The following is a 25,419-nucleotide window of genomic DNA, read 5'->3' as shown; positions in this document are numbered from 1 at the left end:
CTCAAAAATGGATAAACGTTATTTGATTTTAGAAGATGGTACTTATTATTCTGGAATCAGATTTGGTTCAGCAGTGACGACAACTGGTGAACTTACTTTTCAAACCAGCAATTATGGCTATCAAGAAGCGATCACTGACCCAACAAACAGTGGTCGTATTTTGGTTTTTACAACACCTATTTTAGGAAATGCTGGGATTTCAGCAATTGATTATGAGTCCATTGACCCAACTGTAAAAGGCGTTGTAATTAACCAATTAGATTATAATCAAGGAATTCACAACGATTTATTTAATCTGGATGCATTCTTAAAAGAAAAGAACATTCCAGGGCTATATAATGTTGATACACGTAGCTTAGTTCGTAAAATCACACGTCAAAATGTGAAAAAGGCAAGTTTTATGGATGCTAATGACCAGCACGCTTTTGATCAAATTAAAGCATTGGTTTTACCTAAAAATCTGGCATCAATGGTATCAACTAAACAGGCATATGCCGCACCTAACGTCGGGAAAACGGTTATTGTTTTAGACTTAGGAATTAAGCACTCATTATTGCGTGAACTTTCGCTTAGAAAAATTAATACGTTAGTTTTACCATTTAATACAAAGCTTGAAGAAATTATGAGCTTAAATCCCGATGGTGTGATTATTTCTAATGGTCCCGGGCACCTAAAAGATGTTTCTGCAATTAAGCCTGTAGTAGAAGCTTTAATGGGTAAAGTTCCCGTGATGGCGATTGGACTAGGATTTTTGGTAGCCTCTGAATTATTAGGGTTGTCTTTAACTGACAAAACACGAATTGGCTTTTATGGCACAAACTTCCCAATTATTGATCAAAACAAACAAGAAAAGCTTAAGCAGACTTCGATGAACGTTCAACAATTGGTTCAAGCTGATAAACGACTAGACGATTACGACTTTAAAGAGGTTTATTATGAATTACATCATCAATACGTTGCAGGATATGAACTGAGTGAAATTCCTTTGCTTGCTGTTGCTTTTAATCCAGAAGCTGCTCCGGGAACAAAAGAAGCGGTCGTTATCTTAGATGACTTTTTGAGATTAATGGAGGAACAAAAGAATGTTTAGTAATAGTATCAAAAAAATATTAATCTTGGGTTCTGGTCCTAGTATTGTCGGAGAAATCGCTGAATTTGACTTAATTACTAAACAGGCCATTAAATCCTTTCAAGAAGAAGATAAGCAAGTCGTTATTATTAATCCTAACCCAGCAACTGTTGCCACTGATCATGATGACAATGTTACTGTTTATTTAGAACCAATGACTAAAGAGTTCTTAAAGCGAATTATTCGTATGGAAGAACCTGATGCCATTGTTTCTATTTTTGGTAGTAAAGTCGGCATGAAAATGGCTTACGAACTTCATGAAGATGGGATTTTAGAAGAGTTATCAATTAAGTTACTCTCTTTGCCACTACAAACATTGAAATTCACTCAGAATAAATATGACTTTAATACTGCCTTACATGAAGCAGGTATTTTTGTTACGCAAAAGCAACGTTTATACCCAGCAGATAACGACCTAGATGAACGTATAGAAGAAATTAACTTTCCTATTGTACTTAAGCCTGAAAAATACGATGCCCATTTAGGATTTAGACATTTGAATAATTCAGACGAATTGCGAACAATTATCAAAGAAGAAAGACGAAAAGAATTGAGCTTACAAAACTCATTTGAAGTTCAAGAAGATTTGTCTGACTATACCGAATATACAATTGATGCACTTCGTGACAATAAAGGCCAAATGATTGTTTTGAATTATGCTGAAAACATTAATCCAGCTGGGATTAACGCTGGAGATGCTATTAGCGTTTCACCAATTCAGACATTAAATGACCACAAGGTTCAGGTTCTAAGGCGTTATACCAAAAAAATCATCGATTCACTTGAGATTGTGGGGGTTGTCAGTGTTCGCTTTGCGGTGAAGCCTTTAACTGATAAGCTACGTTTCAGGGTAATTGGTATCTATCCAAGAGTAACAAGAAGTAACCTACTGGCTTACCGAACAACTGGTTATAACATTGGCTATATTTTAGCCAAGCTGGTTTTAGGCTATACATTAGATGAAATCACAAATCCTGCAACCAATCTTAGCGCAGCTATTGAGCCAGTACTAGATGCTGTTAGTGTCAAGATTCCAATGTGGTCTTTTGCTGATTTGGGTGAAAATCACTACCTATTGAATAATAAGATGCACTCCAGCGGTGAAAGTGTTGGAATTGGCCGAAACTTCGATGCTGCCTTGATGCAAGCAATTTTAGCAACTAATCAAGTTTCCAAAGTGCTGAACTTTAAATTCTTTGCTAACTTATCTGAAAAAGAATTGATTAAACAATTATCTCATCCGAATGAAAACTTGATTTTTGTTATTTTGGCCGCATTTAATAAAGGATTCTCGTTGCAAGATGTACACAACTACACTAGAATCCATCCAACTTATCTAGAAAAGTTTGCTAGATTGACTGATTTATTGCAAGAAATCTTAGAGCATCCCTTTGATGCTGAGGTTCTAGATAGGGCAAAGCATCGAGGAATTGCAGATGTCATTATTGCTAAATTATGGCGTTGTTCAGAACAAAAAATCCATCAATTTAGACACCAAAATCAAATTATTCCGAGTGGACTTTATGTTGAATCAACGGCTGGTTTTTATCCAACATATAATAATGCCGTCTTTCATGCTTATCAAGCTAGAAATGAAATTGTCCCATTTGATCAAGCTAAACCAACTATTTTGATTATTGGGTTAAGCCCATTCCAAATCTCACAAAATTCTGAGTTTGATTATATGCTTTATAACGCTATTCAAGAAATCAAGGCAAAAGGGTACCGAACAGTACTATTAACCAATAACTCAGAATCAATCAGTGCAGACTATCAGTTAGTTGATCGTCTTTATTTTGAAGCTGTAACACTTGAAAATATTATGGAAATTGCAAATATTGAGTCGCCTAAATACGTCTTAACACAATTTAGTGGTAAAATAGCAACCCAATTATTACCGGTCCTACATCAAAATAATCTAGAAGTTTTAGGTGGTAGTGAAGAAATCAATGACCTTGTTGGTCAAAAACAAAACTTTAGTCAATTGCTTAATGAGCTGGGTTTTCCTGGTGTATCAGGATTAACAACTAGTCATAATTCGGTTGCTATCAATTTTGCTGAAGAGGTTGGCTATCCGCTACTGATTGGTGGTAAAAGGGCGCATAAAGTTAGAAAATCTGCTGTGGTTTTTGAAAAAGATGCTCTAGAACAGTACCTTAAAGAATCTGATGTATCTGATATTTCAATCAGTAAGTTTATTGAAGGGCATAAGTACGAAGTAACAGCTATTAGTGATGGTGAGCAAGTAACAATTCCAGGGATAATCGAGCATTTGGAACAGTCGGGTAGTCATGCAAGTGACTCTATTGCTGTTTTTAATCCTCAAAACTTGTCCTCAACTCATCAAAGACAAATTAGAGATATGACAATTGCGCTTGCTAAGAAATTGAAGGCTAGAGGATTTCTAAATATTCACTTCTTGATTCAACAAGATACGGTTTATGTTTTGCAAGTTAAAAACTATGCCGGACACAACGTTGCCTTTTTATCTAAGTCACTTAAAAGAAAATTATCTCAAATCGCGATGAAAGTTTTATTAGGTGAAAAGATTAAGGACTTAGGATTTTTAGAAGATATTTGGTCAAATAACCAATTGATCCATGTTAAAATGCCCGTTTTCTCAAGACTAGGTTTCACGGGAGAAGATATTTTTGACTCAGTAATGAAGGCAAGTGGCTTTGTGATGGGACGTGACACAGAATTACCGAAAGCGCTTTATAAGGGATATGAAGGAGCAGGGCTTAAAATCCCAAGTTATGGAACTGTCTTTGTTTCTGTTAATGATGAAGATAAAGACAAAGCAATAAACTTAGCTCAACGGTTTAGAAGATTAGGATTCAAGCTTATTGCAACAGAGGGAACAGCTGATTACTTAGCAGAACAAGGTATTACCGTTCGAGTTGTTGCAAAACTTCAAGGAGGCAATCCTTCCTTAATTAACAAAATCATTGCAAATCATGTCAATATGGTTATCAATACGACTAACTTTTCTGAACCCGTTAACCGTGCCGCTATTAAGATTCGAGATGCAGCATTAACGCATCATGTTCCGGTATTTTCACGCTTACAATCAGCAGAATATATCTTAGAAGTATTAGAATCTCAAGCTTTAACAACTCAACCTATGTAAAAAACCTTACGGCTTTTAATTAAGCTGTAAGGTTTTTTTAGATTTGCTTTTTTTGACTAAATAAATACAAGTGGTACTAATAAGCGTTAGTAAGAAGAGTACTTGTCCTACCCAATCATACCAAGCAGGAACATATTGTATGCGTATCTCAATTGATTTATCAGTTGGATTTTTGATGTAGGGAACATGTTCATGACTAATATCAAAATCAACTTCTTGATTATTAACAGTTACTCGATAATTGTGATTATAAGCGATAATCGGAATAAATAAGTAGTCACCTTGACGGTTATCTTCAACATTAAAAACTAGTTCATTAGGTTCAAGTGTTAACTTTGTACTGTATTCTGTATGACTAGCCTGAGATAAATGTGTTGTGTTTGTGCTCATTACTATATGTTTTTTTAGATCATTAATAACTGTTTTGGTTCTTTTGGGTAGATAATCTAAGACATAGGGTTGAACAGCAAGTTCTTGTGCAAGATTTTGATTATCTAATTTTTTGCGCATAGAAGTGGGTTTATTTAATGTATCCGCATAGTTAACTGAAACGCTGTACCAATGATTAACTACGTTAATACTTGTGAACACGAATAATAGGGCAGTCGCTGCATAGTAAAAACTAGGTTTTTTTATCCAGGTAAATTGTTGGTAAAAGTCATTTTTTGGTAAGTAAACAAAGATAAACCAGCAAGTTAACCAAACAATCATAACGAAGTAAAGTTCATTAAATCGCCAAGAGAATTGTAATTTTTTGGATAAAATAGGAATAATTTTATCAATTGGTAGGATGGTTGTTTGAACTAGCACCATCATAATGGTAAAAACACTAAAGCTTTTTGTCCAAAAAAGTGCTTTTTTACTAAACAAAAGAATAACCGGTATAACTATCAGTAACAATAATAACCAGCCATTATAGAAATAACTACCGTCTAAGTTTCGTTGAATAAAGCTGATAATATCTAGACTTCTATAAACTTCTCCTTGGTCAAAAGACATCGTTAAAGTATCGTGTAGTACTAGCATATGTGAAATTAGCGGTAACCAAGTCACACTTGTTAATAATAATAAAAGAACTGTATTTTTAGCAATAGTTAAAACAAAATGACGTAATCTTGATTCTTTAATACGACCAATTTGATACTGATAAATCAGATGACAAAATTGAGCTAATAAAAGAACAAAAAGCGTGATTACAACTAAAATAATGCTCAACAAATGGCTCAAAGCAACACCTGTAAAGCCGAAAACAAGTAACCAATTGATTTTTCGGCTTTCATTTTGATTAGTTAAAAATAGTACTAATCCACCTATAACAGCAGGCAAGAATGCTTGTGCTAATAGTTCTCCCAAATCAAATCTAATGTAGATATTATTCATTCGATAATTGGCAAAGTAGTATAAAATGGAAAAACTAACTGCTCCCAACTGATGCCGTTTATGATTTGAAAACGCCCGACGAAAACTGTAATCAGCGATTATTAACGTCATAAAATTAATAATAAACAAAAAGGTATAGGTGCTAAAAACAAAATTATGCGTTAGCCACAATAATAAGGCTAAAGGATATAATAAAAAGCTAGGATAAAAAGCAGTTATCATATTACCTAAAGAACCAAAGGTGTAAGTGTTAATGTAGGGAAGCTGAAGATTATTTTGCGACAATTCATAAGCTCTGGAGAGATGAAATCTCAAATCATCCCCATACATCAGCGAGTTGTGACTCATACTGTAAATAAAAAACGTTGTCAAAATAGCAATAAGTAAATAAATGACGAACATTACTTTTGCGGAAAAAATTTTCTTCATAAAATCTGCCTATTCTTATTTTTTATATCTTAAATATAAAAGAATGCTTTGAGTTTTAGGCTCAAAAGCATTCTTCTATATTTAGTAATTAAAGTTTCATTTGATCAATTTTAGATGCCTCTGGTGTAACTTCAATCGAATTTTGTCCGGTATAAATCACAAAACCAGGTTTGGCGCCGTTTGGTTTTTTCACACGTTTAACTTCAACATAATCAACCTGAACGTGAGCTGAACTTTGTGCTTTTGAATAATAGGCTGCAATTTCTGCAGCTTCTTGAATTTCAGCATCTGTCGGTTCAGTTGTTTGTAAGATAACATGTGATCCAGGAATGTCTTTAACGTGGAACCAGTATTGTTTTTTCTGAGCTTTTTTGAAAGTTAGCCATTCATTTTGGAAGTTGTTTTTACCAACTAAAATAGGATTGCCTTCAGAACTTTGATATTTAGTAATATCTTGCTCGGATAATTTTTTATGGTTACGTGTTTTTTGCTGTTTACGGTTTTTCTTAAGATAACCTTGTTCACGCAGTTCTTGTACAATCTGTTCGATATCATTAGGCGTTGCAATTCGCAAGTTTTCTTCAATTCCTTGGAAATAGTTCAACTCAGCACGCGCAATATCTAACTGTTCTTGTACATATTTAATTGAATTACGCAATTTTTGATATTTAGAGAAATACCACTGTGAATTTTTAGAAGGGGTTAGTTCAGGCTTAAGATTAATTTTAATCAAATGATTTTCGTCATAATAGTTAGGTAACTCAATTTGAGTCATCCCGGGTTTGACTTCATGCAGATAAGTCGTTAACAATTCACCCTTGATACGATAATCTTCAGAATTTTCAGCTTGATCTTGTTGTTTAATCAATGCTTTAATTTTCTTTTTCAATTTCTTAATCTGATTTTTAGTTAATGTATCAACATGAGATGACCTTTGTTTAACCCATTCACTATTTGCTTTTCTTTGATAGAAGTTAGCTAGCAAGTCACTTAAAGAATCATAACTAATGATTTCATCATAGCAATCAGCATCAATAGGCAAAATAGGGGCAAAGGAAGGTTTTCCTTTGACAATCATTTCAGTTGCTTTAGGGGAATTAAACTGAGCAAAAAATGCCGTAAATTCTTGGTAAGATTTTCCTTTTTTGTCGAACCATAAATTAAGTTCATTTTTTGTTTGACCACTAAGACCACTTAAAGTAGATAAATCATCATTATCTTTAACTGATTCATTAAACTCTCCTAAAGAAAGATCAAAAGGATTTTTTTGATCAGTCAAAGGAGGGAGTTCGTAATCTGCTTTAGGAAGTAGCAAACGTGCACGGTTTTTGTCCGGTGCAATTCGTTTAATTAAGTCAATGATTTTATTAGTACGTTTGCTGTACAAAATAATATTACTGTGACGTCCCATGAATTCCGCAGACAACACCAGTTCTTCTTCATCACCGTATTCATTACGAGTTAAAAAGTAGAAGTTGACAATTCTATCATTACCAACTTGTTCAATTTTAAATAAGAAGCTTCCTTCAAGATGCTTTCTCAAAACCATTGCAAATGTAGGAGGAACAGTTGGGTTAGTGAATTTTTCATCAGTTAAATTCATACGATTATATTGTGGGTTACAAGAAATCAACAATTTTTTGTTTTGTCGATTAATTCTAAAAACGAACACCAGTTCGTGTTCAAAAGGTTGATACACTTTTGAAACTTTACTATTTACTAGTTCGGGTTTTATTTCAGTCAAAAGACTATGGATAAATGTTCCATCAAAACTCATATAAAAAACCTCCAATCACTTAATTTTACTATTTTTAGCAAGGTAGATAAAGGGTAATTAACCTTTATTAGTAGATTATCACTATAAATATGATATAATTGGAATAAATTCTAAAAAAGATATAGGTGAGGATTACACAGTGAAAATAGCACTTGTTACAGATAGTACGAGTTATCTAACTAAAAAAGAAATTGAAGATAACGAGATTGTAGTTATTCCTTTACCCGTTTTTATTGATAACAAGGAATACTTAGAGAATGAAACAATCACTGCAGATGAACTTTTTGAAATGCAACGTCAAGGTGCTAGTTATCCAAAAACAAGTCAACCTTCAATTGGACAATTAGTTGAACTTTACCAAAGATTGCACGACGAGGGATTTGAAGCCATTATCTCAATTCACTTAGCAAGCACTATCTCCGGTACTGTTCAAACACTTGAAACCATCAAAGAAACTCATCCAGAATTGAATTTATATCCATATGATTCACGTATCACAATTCGTTTAATGGGGAATTTAGTTTTAGCTGCTGCTAAAATGATAAAAAACGGATTTACACCTGATCAAATTATTGAACGTTTAGATCAGATTAGAGATACAACTGATGAGCTGTTTGCTTTAGACGATTTAAAAAACCTAGTTCGTGGTGGCCGTTTAAGTAATGCTTCAGCATTTGTTGGAACAATGCTTAAAATCAAGCCACTATTAACATTTGATGATGAAACTTATAAAATCGTTTCATTTGATAAAGTTCGTTCAACTAAAAAAGCAGTTAAGCAAATTTTTAACTTGATGAATGACAAACTAGAATCATTATCTTATCCAGTTAAAATCATGGTTTATCATAGTAGCAACCAAAAATTAGCTGAAACACTATTTGCTGATGTCAAAGAACAATATCCTAATGCATCAGTTGAAATTTGTGAGTTTGGTCCAATTATCGGTGCTCACTTAGGGGACAAAACAATAGCGTTGACATGGATGGTTGATATTGATAAAATCAACTTAGTTGATGGTAAGAAACCGCTATATTAATATAATAGTGAGTAGGGGGAAAAGCATTGAAAAATGCTTTTTTCTTATATATTTAGGTTAACATAATATATATTATCGGAAGTAATGTTTTTGTAGTTGAAAATCATGGTGATAATTAAAATTATTTTTTGATACCAATTAATACTAAATTATTTTGTTTAATTAGATTGAGTATTCAAACTAAATATAAAAACACTATAATGTTAACTATTAAACACTTAATCTGTTTCGATGGATTGTTAGATAAAAAAACGAACTCGTGCTTAGAATGTTTCTCTCAGCACGAGTTCGTTTTTAATTATTTATATTTTTATTCAGATAATACTAAATAATCATTTTGTATAACAAATATTGCTTGTTTTTGCTTTGTATTAAATTGATTAAATGTACTTGTCATTGAATTTGATGAGCTACTTGAAAGTTTAACTGTATAGTTATCTTTCAAGTCAATAACTTTAGATTCGTTAATAACATTATTATTACCAACAACTTGATCAAGCACTTGATTACCGTTTTCATCTAAAACTTCAATTGTAGATGTTGTTCTTGGTTTGTTAGCAGTAATATCTAATTGCATTTTATTTTGGTTTTGGTTAGTTGTTAATTGAATAACAGATTTTTTGTTGCGTCCATTTATTGTAATTGTATCATCTGTAATATTAGTCTGATTTAAATCGAATTGATTCATATAATTACTTTTATCCGTATTAGATAAATCGGATTGTGCAATTTTTCTAGCCAATTGTTTTTTTGCACTTAATTGCTTAGATTTTGACAGCTTTGCACTAGTTGCAGTTTTTCCTGCACTGATGATTTCATCTGTTGCAGATTTTGTTGTTTGGCTAACTAATTGATTGTCTTGGACATAATAAATTTGAGCACCTTGAACTTTTTGAGATGAGTTTTCAATATTTGATGAATAATTATCGGGTTGTGTTAGTTTGATTTGGTAACCTGATTTTAAATCTAGCTCATCTGTTATCGCTTTTGATTGACTGGAAATAAGATTTTGATAAATAGATTTACCATTTTCATCTAAAATTTCAATATAGGCATTTAATTTAGAATTAGATAAGTCATTTAACTGAAGCGCTAAGTCACCGTTTGTTATATTTGTTTTGATTGTTGCAAAATCAGTTCCTAGATTGTCAGTTAATTTGATACCTGATGTATATTCTTTAGCCGGTGCTTTAATAGTTAAAAGTTCTGCATTATTTCTAAGTATTTCATTTTTTTCATCTTGTGTTAATAAGTTTAACCCTAAAATAATATTCTTTTTCAACGTTGACGTATTTAACTGTTTAAGTTGATTATCATTTCTTAAATCTTGAATTGCTTGATTGATTGTTTCGCGGATACCGTTGTTATGTGTTTCGACATTCTCCAAGTAACCTTTTTTTACAACAAATTTATTAGTATTATTCTTAGTAGGGTTAACAAGTGATAAAATGTTAGATTTTAACCTTGTTTGAGTTTCAGTGTGGTAAATTTCAATCTGATACCCCTCTTTAATCGGTACATTAACTGATTCAGCTGCATTATTTACTTTACCGTTAAACTCTTTATCAAATATAACGTTTCCTTTGTCATCCATCACTTTTACTTCTGCATAACGATTGAAGTATGGATGTAATTGATTAATTTTTAGTGTATTAATAGTTAAGCTGTTAGCATCAAAATCGGGTGTGACATAGGCAAAGTCTCCGTCACTTATCCCTCTCAAAATAATTGGTTGATTGAATAGTGTTCCATAATTATTGTCAGAAATAGAAATGTTAGCTTGATTTTGACTTTCTTTAACAAAAACATAGTTAGTATCTAATTTAATGTTAATTGGTGCGTCAATAATTTCGATCGAGTAAGAGCCATTATCAACTTTGCCAAAATCAATAATGTTACTGTTAATTTTAGCTTTTTTAATAATATTTGAACCGTCTTTTAAGACAACTGTCTTCCCTTTTAAATTATTAAGTTGATCAGAATTAGCACTTAAATTAAGTATCAGCGTTCCACCATTTAATCCTAATTGCTTCAATTGTTGATTAGTTACTAAATTAAAAATAGAATCTGTTATTTGTCCAGTTAAAACCGATGATGCTTGATTAAGTTGATTTTTAGGAACAACACTAGAAAGCGGTGAAACAATTTCTCTTGCTTCTCGGTTAATTTCTGATTGATTGATTTGAGTTAAACTAATGCCGAATTGGCTAAATACGGGTGTATAATCATGCCCCGTTGCCTGACTATAGTACATATTTAATAAATCTGGTAGCGGTAACTGTGTAATCGGATTGTTTTCATTAATTGATTTACGATACCAATCATTGAAGTCTGTCCAAACACTGATATCAGCACTTTGAATAATATTTGTCAAAATAACCAAGCGTTCTCTTTGGGTTATTGGTAGTTGTGAATAAGATTGCTTTTGCTCAACTATACGTTGATATACTGCTTCTTGTGTTTTATCTTTTTGACCATTATCGTATAGCCAAGCGCTATCAACTTTTTCTTTCCCAAAGTGTGTTAACAAATACATGTTACCTAGTAAGTTATTCGATACCTCACCTGTATACATTGAGGATTTATTGTTAGAGTTGCTGTAGTTAGGTTGATAACCATGACCGAGCTCGTGTAGCGTTTTCCAGTTTGCTTTTTTCATCCAGCTGTCTACAACTGATTTACCACCATTGGCAGTGTAGTTAGTATCATAATAGGCACCAACACCAACACCTGCACTAGTATCGGCTTTTAGGAAAAAGCGGTTTTGGGGCATTTTGTTGTAACTTGTACTAGTTTCACTTAACCCCATTATATGATCATAATATGTGATTAGTTCATCTTGATAATTAATATAGTCATCAATGTTAGCAAAATCGTTTAGATTTTTCAGCTTATCTTGTTCACTGATATTAATCATTAATTGAAACTTGTTGCCTTGTATAATGGCAAAACTTGCTTGTGATTTTTCCCATTTAGCTAAAAAGGCAGATTGATCATCACCTTTTTTATAAACAGGTAGCTCTGTTGTTTGTCCTTGTACATCGTATTCTATTTCCAAATTGCTTTGACCATAAGGTGTATTAATAAATGGAACAGATGTATTGTCAACTGTTATTGTTTGCCAATCCGTTGTTAGAGTATATGATTTTTCTGTTTTGTTATTATCATTTAACAGCCATAATGTGGCATTATTATAACCATCATTAGTTGATGCTTTTCGAATCTTTATTTGAGACCCTTTATTCATTACAAACCCTAAATCTTGTCTATCATGGTTCATACCACGAGTCATTCCAGTATCGAGTACCCAAGAAGGTTTTTCTAAGCTAGTAACATCTTTAGTTGCAGCATCCACCTTATTATTGAATAATAATAAACTTGTTAGCGCAAGACCTGCACTTAGTATTACTTTTTTGTTCAAGTTGTATTCCTCTTTCTTCATGTGAAAATAATTGTATTAGAGAATAATAACATATAAAACGAACTTTAATCAAATTAAATATAAAAAACGTTTGGTTTTTACACATTAGTGGTAATGAAAACCCAGTAAAAATTAATTTTACTGGGTTTTTTATTACTATTGAACAAGATGTTGATTTTAGTTATTTTTTTCGCCTTTTTTCGTCTTTTTATCTTCTTTTGTGCTTTCTTTAAATACCTTAGCTAGTCCTGGGATTTGACCATAAGTTTGAGCATTGTCACTTGGAACTACAACCATATTTGATTTTGACTTAGCTAAATCTGAGTAAGCATTAATTGATTGGTTTTGGAAGTAACGATCATCAGCATTAGCAAGTCCTTCTTGAATGGTATCGATACGATATTTTTCAGCGTTTGCCCGGATTTTAGTAGAATCAGCTTCAGCTTTTGAGGTTGCAATCATCGCTTCGTTTTTAGCTTTTGTAGTTAATTCAATTGATTTTGCTTCCCCTTCAGCTTTAGCAATTGAAGCAACTCTTTCACGGTCAGCTGTCAATTGCTTATCCATAGCTGTTTGAATTGCTTTTGATGGTGTTAGCTCATCAATATTAATTCTATCAACATTGATACCATATGTATTAGTCAAATCTCCAATAGCAACCGCTAGTTCTTGATTAATTTTAGCGGTTGATCCTAGGGCTTCGTTCAAGTCCATACGTCCGATGATATCACGTAAATGACCACGAACTAGCTGTGCCATAGACTCTACTGAGTCAGTATTTTCGTATTGATATTTAACCGCACTAGTAATATGGTAGTTCAATGTCACACTGGCTGAAACGTCAGCGTTGTCTTTAGTGATGATTGAATAGTTAGGTAATGATAATGGTGCCATTGCTAAGCTCACATTACGAATACGTTGAATAAAAGGAATGTAAAAATGTAATCCAGATTCAACACTGTGACTATATTTTCCTAGCGTTTCTACTAGTCCTTGTGAGTTTTGTGGTACGATTTTAATTCCAAATGCCATAATATATTGTCCTCCAAATAAATTTAATTATGTAATTGTTTTAGGTAAAGCTGATTACCATCGTTATTAGTAATCTGATAATCATATTGCTTTAGTTCACCTTGATAAGGGCTTTCTAAATGATAACGGTAATAAATCCCTGATACCTCTACTAGATTATTGACTTCATCCAGTTTTGAACCCTGGATAATACGTCCAATAATTTGACGCGATTCAAAACTTGGATTAGGTAAATTTTCGACAACTAATCTGCGAACATATTCGCTTACTGATAAATTCTTAGAATTTGCAATTTGAACAGCTTGTTCGTATGTTTTCTCGTCTAACTGAATAGTAAATTCCTTTGTCATCACACTTTCCTCCTTTGATAGCCCCTATTATAAAAGTTCTTATCATTAATGCAACTAAAAGATTCGAAATATAGTTTATTGCTTAACCTTCATGCTTATTTTGTCATTATCTGTCATTTGCCAGTCCTTTTGACCATTGAAATAATAATTTCTATCAAAATAAACAGTATTAGTTTTAGTTGATCTTAATCTTAGTGTGATTGGTTTACTGTCATCTTCTACAATAGCGGTCACTCCGGTATAATTTCCTACAGAATTTTGGCTTGAATTAACAAAATGTGTATTTGGTACTTCCACACCAACCTCTGGACTACCGTCATTAAACTTGGTGAAAAATCTAACAACTGTTTGCCCTTTTTTATTTTTAGTAAATCCTTGATTGATGACCTCTATTTGTCAAGTGTCTGGGATATCAACTATCTCAAAAACATTTGAGTAAAGAGATAGTTGACATCCCCATTACTATTAATAAAATAACTCCTACAAGCAGAAAAAACGTCAAAATTAATAATCCGAATGTTATTAACCTTTTCATTTTTACCCTTCTTTTACTTTCTTAATAGCACTCCAAATGATAAATTAATTTACCTAAATGAAAACAAACATGTAACTCATTCAGGATTCAGTCCTAAATTCAATTTAGGGTTAATAACAGGGTAGTAATAGTTATCCGTATAAATAGTATTATCTTGATAATTTTCTGTTTTTAATCTAGATGGTACATTCTCGTTTTTATCATAGATCTGATAATAAACATCGTAACCATCTTCTCCATTCGGTGCGGTAACGGTATAACTTTTGCCTTCTTGTTTATCAAAACTAGTTAACAATCCTTGAAGCTCATTACTTGTTTTGACTAACAGCTTTAAAACTACTTTATCATTATGTTCTTTATCTGAAGTACCTTGATTGATGATTGTTATTTCACCCTTATTTGGTATTTCAATTTTTTCTTTACTCAGATAATGTTGAGGCAACTGTGCTTGATTATTGATTGAACAACCAGTTAGCGCTATTACGACTAATAAAAGGCCCCCTACAATTGATTTCTTCTTCACTTTAATTCTCCCATAAAAAGTATGTACTTATTCAAATGCTCCTGAATACAAGTTAGGATAATAATTTTTTTGAAAAACAACTTTATTATCAACCTTAATAGTATAGGTAATTGGTACATTTTCATCTTCTACAGGAACTTCATCTAATTCAAGGGTATCCCCTCGAACATAAGTAACACTAGCAGGAACAACTTTACCATTTTGAGTAAAATCAGATGATTTATTTTTAGATTCGGAATAAAAATTATTTAAATCTATTTTAAATCTCATTACCAGTTTATTATTTTGATTGGATGTTTTTCCTTTATTAATAATAGTAGTTTGTCCTTTGCTAGGAACTTCTATAGTTTCTTTTTCAAAATAATTTTGTTCATTAGTTGAACATCCTACAAGCAAAAATCCCATTAAAATTAATAACCCCATTGTCGCTAATCTTTTCATTTTTACCCCTTTCTTACACTCCAGAGCAACCAGTTTGTCTAACACTACCAAGATTCATGGGTAAAATCAAACTTATAACTTAATCACTAAACCATTCAGGATCCAATCCCAGATTCAATTTAGGATTAATAACAGGATAGTAATATCTATCAACGTAAACCGTCCCATCTTTAAAGTTCTTCATTTGAAATCTAGCTGGTTCGGTTTCTCCCTTTTCGTAGACTGTATAATAACTATAGTATCCGCTTGCTTCAGTTGATAAGGTAACCGATGGATAGTTTTTGCCCTCTTTTATATCAGAACTTGCCAAGAATGGCTGAAGCTCACTACTTGCCTTAACTAATAGATTCAAAACAATCTTGTTGTTATATTCTTTATTTGAAGCGCCTTGATTAATGATTGTTATTTCACCTTTATTGGGTATTTCAATAGTTTCTTTACTCAGATAATCTTTGATTTCAGTCTCGGTTTTAGTAGAAGTACAACCTGTCAGCAAAATTGTTGCTAATCCACAAATACTTAAAATCGATAGTTTTTTCAAGTTAACTTCTCCTATCTATACTTAATTTGTAGCAATTAAAATGTCAGATTTTTAGATGAGCCAGGATAATAAGCTCTTTCATAGATTGTTCTTTTTTGTCCATCTGAATCAAGATAAGCAGATAATGTTATTGGATTTTCATTATTTTGGAGAGGAATACGATATCTTTGAGTACCTTCCTCATCAATAACAGCTGCTGATATCACTTGCCCATTTTGTTTATATTCTGTAGTAATATTTGGCTTTTTATTTCCCAAATATTCGGTCTTAATATCAAATATCATAGATGGTTCATTTTTAGAAACACTTTTGTATGTGATTTCTATTTTAGACTGGTTGACTAATTCAGTATTTGCTTTGTCGATATAATCAGTAGTCTGTTCATGATTATTTTCGGTTTGATTGTTGCTATTAGCTGAACATCCAACTAAACTAACACCCATTAAGCAAATTAATCCCACACTCACTATGGCTTTATTCATATAAATCCTCCAAGTTAAAAATTAGGTATCAAGATAGTAATTACGTTTTACTAACGCCTCACCGTTTTCTCTGATAGTAAAGGTAATTGGTGCTTTGTTATCAATTAGCTCCAGTATCACTGTTTCAAATTGAGAGTCAGAATGAGTGATACTTGATTTCAAAACACCTTTGTTATTTTGGTTTAAGTACAAAGCTCGTTTTGAATTCTTATCATTATAATCAGTCTTATATGAAATTTTGTAAATGTTTTTTCCTTGATCATCTTGACTAACACCATGTGTCAGAATAGTTATTTTTGCTTTTTGAGGAATTGTAATCTCATCTTTTGTAAGGTAATCCTGATTATCCAGTATCCTATCTGCTGTTTCAGCATCAGATTGCTGACTATTATTATTTGTGGAAAACCCCATTAAAAGTAACAAACTAGCTATAGCTATTACGGCACTTATTTTTTTCATTTATACTCTCCAAATAGTAATCTTATAGTTAACGTTATCACAGTTAACCTAATAAACGCAAAAAAAATAACCTTTCACATTTAAGTGAAAGGTTATTTTTAACTTTATTTAGCTAATTGTTCAGTTAACTGAGGAACAACTTGTTTTTTACGAGAAACAACACCTGGTAAGTCAGCATGGTTGTTTTCAAGTGAAACATTGAAAGCAGTTTCAAATTTAGCAGCTGCATCATCATCACCTAAAACAATGGCAATTGAATTACTGTTCAAAATATCTGTCACAATTGTAACAAATAATTGATAGTTGTTATCTGCAATTTCTTTTTGCATACTTTCTTCCAAAGCAGCGCTTCTTTGCATAACATTATCTAAATCTACAGCATTAATTTGCGCAATACGCACACTATTTGAACCCATTTCAAAACTTTTGGCATCAATGTCAATTAATTCTGCTTCTGATTTATCAGATAAATCAGCACCAGCCTTCAACATATCTAATCCATATGATTCGATATCTACACCAGCGATACCTGCTAAATCTTTAGCAGCTTCTTCATCAGTTGGTGTTGTTGTTGGAGATTTAAATAATAATGTATCTGAAATAATAGCTGAAAGCATCATACCAGCAATTCCTTTTGGAATTTCAATGTTGCTTTCTTGATACATCTTCCAAAGAACTGTACTTGCTGCACCTAATGGTTCAGCACGGTAAAACAACGGATCAGCAGTGTGAAAATCACTGATACGGTGGTGATCCACAACGTGTGAAATTTTGACATCTTCAATATCAGAAACACTTTGACCAAATTCATTGTGGTCAACTAACATAACTGAATCAACTTCAGAACCTGCAGTTTCGATTACTCGAGGTGCTGTTAAACCGAATTGGTTTAAAGCAAATGCAGTTTCTTTACTTACTTCTCCTAAGGCAACTGCTTCTGTATCAAAACCTTTTTGGTTAGCAAGGTATGATAAAGACATTGCAGCTCCAATAGCATCTGTATCTGGGTTTTGGTGTCCAAAAACAAGTTCTTTACTCATAATACAATCTCTCCTATTTGTTACTTTTTATACTTCTCTTCTAATCTACTAAAATATGACTGATTTGCCAAGAATTTCTCAAAAGAATCAATAAAGTTTTTAATTCGGGGAATTTGGTACTTTTCATTACGAAAAACGATTGAAGTTTCCACTTTTAAATCATTTCCCAATGAATAATGATTCATTTCATTATTAGGATGTGTCATACAGACTGATTTAGGAACAAATGTATCATAGTTAGTTTTTTCAGCAAACTGCATCAACTGTGAAGGACTTGAAAAGTAAATATCACTTTCAGGCTTAACAAGATTATTCATACGATACTGAACAGCTAATTTTTTAGCAAAGTAAGCATCGTTAGGATATTGAACTAATGGGTGACCTAAAGTGTCTGCCATTGTAATATTACCATTTGAATCTTGCGCATCTGATAAATTGTGATGTGATAAGTAAATCAATTCATCTTCATAAAGTGTTTTGACATTGTAAGACTGCCAATGACTAACGTTTTCACTAATCAATGGCAAAATCACGATATCTACTTCGTTCTTATCAAGACGATTCCATAGTTCACGTCGACTTGAATTCCAAATGTTCAACTTCAAATCGGGGTATTGTTTACTAAATTTAATAATGAAATCTTCAAAAATACTAGATTCTAAAGATTCTAATATGCCAACTGAAATTGTTCCGATTTTTGAATCACTATTCTGTTGAATTTCATCGACAGCAGTATTAACGGTATTAAACAAATCATTAGCAACCGTTTGCATACGTGTCCCTGCATCGGTTAGATAAAGTTTTTTACCAATTTGACCAAATAGTGGCGCACCAACTGCACGTTCGATTTTCTTTATTTGTTGTGTCAATGCAGGTTGTGTAATTCCAAGAATTTGTGAAGCTTGTGTATAACTCATGGAATCAATCAACTGCAAGAAGTATTTTAATGACTTTGCTGAAAGAACAGCATCTGTTTTTGTTTTCAATGGGTGATCCCCCTTCTTATATCTCTCACCCATATCATAACTATAATGTCATGATTCAACAAATATAAAGTCTTGGATTAATACTTTTTTAATAAAACCATTTAATTAATTTAATTTATTAAAACAAAGTTGGTTCATCAATTCGGCTATTGTTATCGTTTAATTCCGCTAATAAGCTTAAACTTTCAGGAGTCCCTTGCTCTTTCGTATCTAGAATGAATGACCCATTTGAATAACGATCACTAATCGGATAATTCTCTGTCAATAGTTCAATCGTTTCTTGTTGATCGGTTAAAACATTGAGTTTAGCTTCTCCATTAAATAAAACAGTTGAAACAACACGATGTGGTTTAGACTTCAATTCTCTTAAAATCAAAATACCGCGTTTAGCACGAGAGAACTTTTGAATTTCATCTAATCGTAATTGCTTGTAAGCCCCACGTTGAGTCACCACACCCATTTTTGTATTTTGACTATCTGAATTAATTAACTTAACGTCACTAACGAAGTCTTTATCTTTCAAGTTAATTGATTTAACACCTACTGCTTTAGGTCCTACAGTTGGGACTTCATTCAAATCATATCTAAGCGCATAAGCGTGACTAGTGATAATCAAGACATCTTTGTTATCTGCATTATCAACATAATCTACAGAAACAAGCGTTGCATCCCCTTGCTTCAACTTCATCACAGTCGCTGCATGACTACGGTAAGTACGACCCGGTTTAATGTCTTCTAACTTAACTTGCTTAATATAACCGTTATCCGTGGCTAATACAAATTGACCATCTTGATTTAAATCATTAAATGAGAAGACTTGGCTAAAGTACTCATCTTCTTCTAGTCTAAGGTCTTGAGAGATATGATGACCTGTGTCTTTCCACCTCATATCTTCAATTTCATGAACTGGACGATAAACAACATGTCCCTTATTTGTAAAGATAAATACATGATCCAACGTTGATAGCGTCTCATTAAAAATCTGACTATCTTCTTCTTTTAAACCATTTTCTGCTTCTGAAGAAGATTGGTAAGAACGAAGTGAAGAACGTTTCATGTATCCATTACGTGAGATTAACACACGTGTATTTTCTTCAGCAATCAAAGCTGTTTGATCAATTTCAATCTTTTCAACTTTTGCTTCAATTTTAGACAGTCTCTTAGATGGGAATTCTTTTTGTACAGCCAATAATTGATCTTTAATCACTTGGTATAAACTTGATTGATTGTTAATAATATCATTAAAACGGTCAATTTGAGCTGAAAGTGATTGGTTCTCATCTTCTAAGGCATTAACGTCTGTATTAGATAAACGATAAAGAGGTAAAGAAACAATCGCTTCTGCTTGATTATCTGTAAATTGGAACTGTTTAACCAAGTTAGCCTTAGCTTCTTTTTTATCATTACTTGCTCTAATGGTCTTAATCACATCATTTAGAATAGATAACCCTTTAATTAATCCGACAACGATATGCTGACGCTTCTTCGCTTTTTCTAAATCAAACTTAGTACGACGTAAGACGACTTCTTGTTCATGATCTAAGTAAGATGACAAGATAGTCTTCAATCCAACTTGCTCAGGGCGCATCTTATTAATTGCGACCATATTGAAGTTATAAGAGACTTGCAGGTCTGTGTTCTTGAACAAGTAATTCAAAATCACATGTGGATCAACTTGTTTCTTAAGTTCAACAACAATTCTTAATCCTGAGCGGTCAGACTCATCACGAACTTCGCTGATACCCTCTACCTTTTTGTTAATACGAACCTCGTCCATCTTCTTAACCAGATTAGCTTTGTTCACGTCATAAGGAATCTCTGAGATAACAATTTGCTGACGATGACCTTTTAGTTCTTGGATATCAGTTTTTGAACGCACCATGATTTTACCTTTACCGGTTTCATAGGCTTGCTTAATTCCGTCAACACCTTGAATGATACCACCAGTTGGAAAATCTGGTCCTTTAACGTATTTCATTAACTCATCTACTGTGGCATCTGGGTTATCTAGCAAGTAGATAGTCGCATTGACCACTTCGGTTAAATTGTGCGTTGGAATATCGGTTGCATAACCTGCTGAAATACCAGTAGCACCATTAACCAGCAAATTAGGAAAACGCGCAGGTAATACCGTAGGTTCATTTTCAGTATCATCAAAGTTCAAGACCATATCAACAGTATCTTTATCAATATCAGCTAATAAGGCATTGGCAATTTTACTCAAACGAGCTTCGGTATAACGCATTGCAGCTGGTGGATCACCGTCAAGTGACCCATTGTTTCCGTGCATTTGGATTAAGGGCTCACGTAGTTTCCAGTCTTGGGAAAGTCTAACCATTGCTTCGTAAATCGAACTATCGCCGTGAGGGTGAAAGTTCCCCATAACATTACCAACAGATTTAGCTGATTTTCTAAATCCTTTGTCATAAGTATTATGGTCTAAATTCATCGCATATAGAATACGACGCTGTACGGGTTTTAATCCGTCTCGAATATCGGGAAGTGCACGCTCTTGGATAATATATTTAGAGTATCTTCCAAAACGTTCTCCCATAATCTGTTCAAGAGACATCTCTTGAATTCGTTCCGTTTGTTTGGGCATGATTAAAAAATCGTCCTTTCAACTGAGTTTAGTCGCGGGTTATTTCTAAGATTGACCCTTCTTCTTCTAACGTAAACTTAACGTTTTGTTCAATCCAGGCTCTTCTAGCGCTAACTTTGTCACCCATTAAAGTTGTGACACGTTTTTCAGCAATTGCGGCATCATCCATTGTGACACGAATAAGTGTTCGACTACTTGGATCCATGGTTGTTTCCCATAACTGGTCAGCATTCATCTCACCAAGTCCTTTAAATCGTTGCAACTGGTAGTTCTTACCGTATTGAGCCACTAACTTATCAAGTTCTTCATCTGTCCAAGCATAATCGATTGCTGATTTCTTTTGTACTTTGTAAAGTGGTGGCAAAGCAATATAAACTTTCCCTGCTTCAATCAGCGGTCTCATATAGCGATAGAAGAAAGTCAACAGTAACACTTGAATATGGGCACCATCGGTATCGGCATCGGTCATGATAATAACTTTGTCGTAATGCGCGTCATCCAAATTAAAATCAGCACCGATTCCAGCACCAATCGTGTAAATCATGGTGTTAATTTCTTCATTTTTGAAGATATCTTGTAGCTTAGCTTTTTGAGTGTTCAGTACCTTACCTCTAAGTGGCAAAATAGCTTGAAATTTACGGTCACGTCCTTGTTTTGCAGAACCTCCGGCTGAATCCCCCTCAACTAAGTAAAGTTCATTCTTCTTAGCATTACGAGACTGTGCAGGTGTCAACTTACCAGATAACAGTCCATCATTTTTCTTACGTTTTTTGCCGTTTCTTGAATCATTACGGGCTTTTCTGGCAGCAATACGGGCATCCCTAGCTCGGATAGCTTTTTTTACAAGCTCTTGGGCAAAATCACCGTTTTCCATCAAGTAAAATGATAGTTGTTCAGACACTAGCGCATCAACAGCACCTCGTGCTTGCGAAGTTCCTAATTTACCCTTAGTCTGTCCTTCAAATTGTAGCAATTCTTCAGGGATGCGAACCGAAATAATCGCACTTAGTCCTTCACGATAATCTGACCCTTCTAAGTTCTTGTCTTTTTCTTTTAAAAGACCGACTTTTCGAGCGTAATCATTGAACGCCTTAGTAAATCCTGAACGTGCACCACCTTCATGAGTTCCACCATCAATTGTTCGCACATTATTAACGAATGATAATAGGTTTTCTGAATAACCATCGTTATACTGTCCGGCAAATTCAATCTCAATATCATTTTTAGTTCCTTCAAAATAAAAGATGTCTCCCATTGTGGTTTTTTCTTCATTCAAGTAAGACACAAATGATTTAATCCCATCTTCAAAGTGGAATGAGACATGTTCATTATCTCCTAAGTGGTCAGCTAAAGTGATTTTAAGTCCTTTTAGTAAAAATGCAGATTCACGTAAGCGCTCCTTTAAAGTATTAAAATTAAACTTAGTTGTTTGGAAGATGCTTTTGTCTGGTTTAAATGTAATCGTTGTTCCGGTTTTTCTTGAAATGTGTCCTTTGTTTTGCAAACCTTCTGCTGTTGGATGTCCACCATCTTCAAAACGTTCGGTATAAAGTGTATTGTCACGGACAACTTCAACTTCCATATAAGAGGACAAGGCATTCACAACAGATGACCCTACCCCATGAAGTCCACCAGATGTTTTGTAGTTATTTTGGGTAAATTTACCCCCTGCATGTAAAACAGTTAGAATAACTTCGATTGTGGGTTTGCCACTTGCATGCATCCCTGTTGGCATCCCACGACCAAAGTCTGCCACACTAAGACTGCCGTCTTCATTGATGGTCACGTTAATTTCATTTCCATATCCAGCTAGTGCTTCATCAATTGCGTTATCAATAATTTCATACGCTAAGTGATGTAATCCTTTAGAATCAGTCGATCCTATATACATACCAGGTCTTTTACGAACAGCTTCAAGACCCTGCAGTATCTGTATTGATGAATCGTCATATTGTTTACTCAAGTTATGATTCCTCCATTTTTGTCAATTTCTAATTTATGTCTTCTCTAAAATCGTGTAAAATGTTCTATATACCAATTTAGGGAGGTCCATTTGTTATTTTAAACATTTTAGTGTTAGGCGTTTTAGCCTATATCATCGGATCATTTCCGACGGGTGTTATCATTGGAAAAGTCTTTTTCCAAAAAGATATCCGTGATTATGGAAGTGGTAATACCGGGACAACTAATACATTTCGTGTTCTTGGCTTTGTTCCAGGAACAGTTGTATTAGTGATTGATATCTTAAAAGGGACTTTGGCTGGATTGCTTCCTGTCTTATTTTATCAAAATACACATTTTTTTGTATTATTATTTGGCGTAATCGCTGTAATCGGACATTGCTTCTCCGTCTTTCTAAAATTTAAAGGTGGGAAAGCCGTAGCTACTAGTGCCGGAATTGCGTTAGCTTATGATTGGCATTTCTTCTTGCTATCAGCTGTGATTTTTGCAGTTATCTTATGGTTAACAAGTACCGTTTCATTAACTAGTATCATTTCTTTTCCGCTGTTTACACTAGAAGCTATTTTATTCAATGATTGGCTTTTGGCTACAATTGCCGCATTGATTACAGCATTTGTCATCTATCGACATAAAGCGAATATTCAACGACTGCTGAACGGTACTGAAGAACCACTTCATTTTGGTCTTCGCTATAAGCTCAGCATTAAAAAAAGTCACAAATAAAAAACTAGGATAATTATCCTAGTTTTTTTTATAAAATAAATTTAGTCAAATCTTTGTTAGTTAAAATATCTGCTAATTTATTTTCCACATATGCTTGTGTGATTTGAATCTCACCCATTTGCATATCTGGACCTTCAAATAATAATTCTTCTAGAAGTTTTTCAAGAATAGTTGCCAATCTTCTAGCTCCGATATTATCTGTTCCCTGATTAACATCATAGGCAATTTCTGCAATCTTTTCAATAGCTTCTTTTGTAAATGATAGTTTAATATCGTCAGCATTTAGCAAGGCAATATATTGTTTAATCAACGAGTTTGAAGGATCTGTTAGAATTTTGACGAAATCTTCTCGTGTTAACGCATTAAGTTCTACACGAATTGGGAAACGACCTTGTAATTCGGGAATCAAATCACTTGGTTTTGATTCAGCAAACGCACCAGCTGCAATGAATAAAATGTGGTTCGTGTCAACTGGACCGTATTTGGTGTTAACCGTGTTACCTTCAACAATTGGTAAGATATCACGTTGCACACCTTCACGAGAAACTTCTCCAGATTGTTTCTTTTGACCTGAAGTTACTTTATCAATCTCATCAATAAAGATAATACCGTTTTCTTGTGTACGTTCGATAGCACGTTGATAAATTGAATCATAGTCTACTAATTTCTTAGCTTGTTCTTGAATTAATAATTCACGCGCTTCTTTAACTTGAAGAGTACGTTTGATTTTTTTCTTTGGACGAAGTGAGCTCATCATATCACTCATATCCATGCCCATTTGTCCCATCATGTCATTCATTGGATTAACTTTCTTTTGTTCGTCCAATTTGATTGTCACGTAATCGTGTTCAAGCAATCCTTTGTCTAACTTTTCTTTTAAAGATAAACGTTTGTTACGTGTTGCATCGTCCACTTCTTCTTGGTCTTCATCTTCTTGATCAAAACTTGGCATGTCGCCACCGCCACCATTGAACATTCCGAATAAATCTTGCATGTTCATTTGGTTATTTTTTTCTTTTTTCTTACCTGGTGCAAGTGCTTTAACTAAAATTTTGTCTACTTCTTTAAGTGCATCAGCACGAACAGACTCAAGTTGTTTCTTTTCTTCCATCTGAACAGCATTTTCAACTAAGTCACGTACCATTGATTCAACGTCACGACCAACGTAACCAACTTCAGTAAATTTTGTTGCTTCAACTTTAATGAAGGGGGCTTCTACTATCTTAGCTAAACGACGTGCAATTTCAGTTTTACCAACCCCTGTTGGTCCTGCCATTAGTAGGTTTTTAGGGGTGATTTCTTGTTGCAGTTCACCGTCAAGTTGCATACGGCGATAACGGTTGTATAGTGCAATACTAATCGCACGTTTTGCTGAGTCTTGTCCAATTACATAATTATCTAAAATAGAAACTATTTTCTTTGGTGTTTGAACTGTCATTTA

20 protein-coding genes are annotated in these 25,419 nt (G+C 33.5%); 4 read left to right on the top strand and 16 right to left on the bottom strand.

Annotated features, from left to right (window positions below):
- The first annotated feature begins 7 nt into the window (after positions 1-7).
- On the top strand, positions 8-1,090 hold the full coding sequence (locus tag JNUCC80_RS02985; RefSeq protein WP_454144656.1) for a carbamoyl phosphate synthase small subunit: 1,083 nt from the start codon (positions 8-10) through the stop codon (positions 1,088-1,090).
- Positions 1,083-4,259, top strand: a complete 3,177-nt coding sequence (locus JNUCC80_RS02980) for a carbamoyl phosphate synthase large subunit (RefSeq protein ID WP_454152505.1) — start codon at positions 1,083-1,085, stop codon at positions 4,257-4,259. The genes JNUCC80_RS02985 and JNUCC80_RS02980 overlap by 8 nt, the downstream gene beginning before the upstream one ends.
- A gap of 15 nt (positions 4,260-4,274) precedes the next feature.
- Here the strand turns inward: JNUCC80_RS02980 and JNUCC80_RS02975 are convergent, their stop codons facing one another.
- Entirely contained in the window at positions 4,275-6,068 is a 1,794-nt protein-coding gene (locus JNUCC80_RS02975) for a hypothetical protein (protein ID WP_454152504.1), read from the bottom strand.
- Positions 6,069-6,156: 88 nt separating this feature from the next.
- Complete coding sequence (locus tag JNUCC80_RS02970; RefSeq protein ID WP_454153313.1) at positions 6,157-7,845, bottom strand: Rqc2 family fibronectin-binding protein; 1,689 nt, start codon at positions 7,843-7,845, stop codon at positions 6,157-6,159.
- 139 nt (positions 7,846-7,984) lie between these two features.
- Between JNUCC80_RS02970 and JNUCC80_RS02965 the strand changes: the two genes are divergently transcribed.
- On the top strand, positions 7,985-8,881 hold the full coding sequence (locus JNUCC80_RS02965) for a DegV family protein (RefSeq protein WP_454153311.1): 897 nt from the start codon (positions 7,985-7,987) through the stop codon (positions 8,879-8,881).
- Between the two features lie 310 nt (positions 8,882-9,191).
- Here the strand turns inward: JNUCC80_RS02965 and JNUCC80_RS02960 are convergent, their stop codons facing one another.
- From JNUCC80_RS02960 to parE, 13 genes are all read right to left on the bottom strand, one after another.
- Positions 9,192-12,302, bottom strand: a complete 3,111-nt coding sequence (locus JNUCC80_RS02960) for a putative mucin/carbohydrate-binding domain-containing protein (RefSeq protein ID WP_454153309.1) — start codon at positions 12,300-12,302, stop codon at positions 9,192-9,194.
- Between the two features lie 177 nt (positions 12,303-12,479).
- The gene (locus tag JNUCC80_RS02955; RefSeq protein WP_454153307.1) at positions 12,480-13,334 is read right to left on the bottom strand and encodes an SPFH domain-containing protein; all 855 of its coding nucleotides are present in this window, start codon (positions 13,332-13,334) and stop codon (positions 12,480-12,482) included.
- Between the two features lie 23 nt (positions 13,335-13,357).
- Entirely contained in the window at positions 13,358-13,684 is a 327-nt protein-coding gene (locus JNUCC80_RS02950; protein WP_454153305.1) for a toxin-antitoxin system HicB family antitoxin, read from the bottom strand.
- A 75-nt stretch (positions 13,685-13,759) separates the two neighbouring features.
- Entirely contained in the window at positions 13,760-13,981 is a 222-nt protein-coding gene (locus JNUCC80_RS02945; RefSeq protein ID WP_454153303.1) for a hypothetical protein, read from the bottom strand.
- 314 nt (positions 13,982-14,295) lie between these two features.
- Complete coding sequence (locus JNUCC80_RS02940; RefSeq protein ID WP_454153301.1) at positions 14,296-14,742, bottom strand: hypothetical protein; 447 nt, start codon at positions 14,740-14,742, stop codon at positions 14,296-14,298.
- 27 nt (positions 14,743-14,769) lie between these two features.
- Positions 14,770-15,183, bottom strand: coding sequence for a hypothetical protein (locus tag JNUCC80_RS02935; RefSeq protein ID WP_454153299.1), 414 nt, complete (start codon positions 15,181-15,183; stop codon positions 14,770-14,772).
- Positions 15,184-15,262: 79 nt separating this feature from the next.
- Positions 15,263-15,724 (bottom strand): hypothetical protein, encoded by a 462-nt coding sequence (locus JNUCC80_RS02930; RefSeq protein WP_454153297.1) that lies wholly within the window; start codon positions 15,722-15,724, stop codon positions 15,263-15,265.
- A 35-nt stretch (positions 15,725-15,759) separates the two neighbouring features.
- The gene (locus tag JNUCC80_RS02925) at positions 15,760-16,206 is read right to left on the bottom strand and encodes a hypothetical protein (RefSeq protein ID WP_454153295.1); all 447 of its coding nucleotides are present in this window, start codon (positions 16,204-16,206) and stop codon (positions 15,760-15,762) included.
- Positions 16,207-16,227: 21 nt separating this feature from the next.
- A complete protein-coding gene (locus tag JNUCC80_RS02920) occupies positions 16,228-16,665 on the bottom strand; it encodes a hypothetical protein (RefSeq protein ID WP_454153293.1) in 438 nt (145 codons plus the stop codon).
- Positions 16,666-16,769: 104 nt separating this feature from the next.
- A complete protein-coding gene (locus JNUCC80_RS02915; protein WP_454153291.1) occupies positions 16,770-17,705 on the bottom strand; it encodes a manganese-dependent inorganic pyrophosphatase in 936 nt (311 codons plus the stop codon).
- A gap of 20 nt (positions 17,706-17,725) precedes the next feature.
- Positions 17,726-18,691 (bottom strand): LysR family transcriptional regulator, encoded by a 966-nt coding sequence (locus tag JNUCC80_RS02910; protein ID WP_454153289.1) that lies wholly within the window; start codon positions 18,689-18,691, stop codon positions 17,726-17,728.
- A gap of 118 nt (positions 18,692-18,809) precedes the next feature.
- Complete coding sequence (gene parC / locus JNUCC80_RS02905; RefSeq protein ID WP_454153287.1) at positions 18,810-21,293, bottom strand: DNA topoisomerase IV subunit A; 2,484 nt, start codon at positions 21,291-21,293, stop codon at positions 18,810-18,812.
- Positions 21,294-21,321: 28 nt separating this feature from the next.
- On the bottom strand, positions 21,322-23,256 hold the full coding sequence (parE, locus tag JNUCC80_RS02900) for a DNA topoisomerase IV subunit B (protein ID WP_454153285.1): 1,935 nt from the start codon (positions 23,254-23,256) through the stop codon (positions 21,322-21,324).
- Positions 23,257-23,366: 110 nt separating this feature from the next.
- Between parE and plsY the strand changes: the two genes are divergently transcribed.
- Complete coding sequence (plsY, locus tag JNUCC80_RS02895) at positions 23,367-23,978, top strand: glycerol-3-phosphate 1-O-acyltransferase PlsY (RefSeq protein ID WP_454153283.1); 612 nt, start codon at positions 23,367-23,369, stop codon at positions 23,976-23,978.
- Between the two features lie 28 nt (positions 23,979-24,006).
- Here plsY and hslU read toward each other — a convergent pair whose 3' ends face one another.
- Positions 24,007-25,416 (bottom strand): ATP-dependent protease ATPase subunit HslU, encoded by a 1,410-nt coding sequence (gene hslU / locus JNUCC80_RS02890; protein WP_454153281.1) that lies wholly within the window; start codon positions 25,414-25,416, stop codon positions 24,007-24,009.
- Positions 25,417-25,419: the final 3 nt, after the last annotated feature.

The organism is Holzapfeliella sp. JNUCC 80, assembly GCF_053667655.1.
Note: the sequence above shows the minus strand (reverse complement) of the source record. Positions and strands in the feature narration are given on the sequence as shown.

Coding starts and splice junctions, on each gene's coding strand:
- JNUCC80_RS02975 (WP_454152504.1), bottom strand. CDS start 6,068: ATGAAGAAAATTTTTTCCGCAAAAGTAATGTTCGTCATTTATTTACTT.
- JNUCC80_RS02955 (WP_454153307.1), bottom strand. CDS start 13,334: ATGGCATTTGGAATTAAAATCGTACCACAAAACTCACAAGGACTAGTA.
- JNUCC80_RS02920 (WP_454153293.1), bottom strand. CDS start 16,665: ATGAAAAAAATAAGTGCCGTAATAGCTATAGCTAGTTTGTTACTTTTA.
- JNUCC80_RS02970 (WP_454153313.1), bottom strand. CDS start 7,845: ATGAGTTTTGATGGAACATTTATCCATAGTCTTTTGACTGAAATAAAA.
- JNUCC80_RS02925 (WP_454153295.1), bottom strand. CDS start 16,206: ATGAATAAAGCCATAGTGAGTGTGGGATTAATTTGCTTAATGGGTGTT.
- JNUCC80_RS02985 (WP_454144656.1), top strand. CDS start 8: ATGGATAAACGTTATTTGATTTTAGAAGATGGTACTTATTATTCTGGA.
- JNUCC80_RS02935 (WP_454153299.1), bottom strand. CDS start 15,183: ATGAAAAGATTAGCGACAATGGGGTTATTAATTTTAATGGGATTTTTG.
- parC (WP_454153287.1), bottom strand. CDS start 21,293: ATGCCCAAACAAACGGAACGAATTCAAGAGATGTCTCTTGAACAGATT.
- JNUCC80_RS02915 (WP_454153291.1), bottom strand. CDS start 17,705: ATGAGTAAAGAACTTGTTTTTGGACACCAAAACCCAGATACAGATGCT.
- hslU (WP_454153281.1), bottom strand. CDS start 25,416: ATGACAGTTCAAACACCAAAGAAAATAGTTTCTATTTTAGATAATTAT.
- JNUCC80_RS02980 (WP_454152505.1), top strand. CDS start 1,083: ATGTTTAGTAATAGTATCAAAAAAATATTAATCTTGGGTTCTGGTCCT.
- JNUCC80_RS02950 (WP_454153305.1), bottom strand. CDS start 13,684: ATGACAAAGGAATTTACTATTCAGTTAGACGAGAAAACATACGAACAA.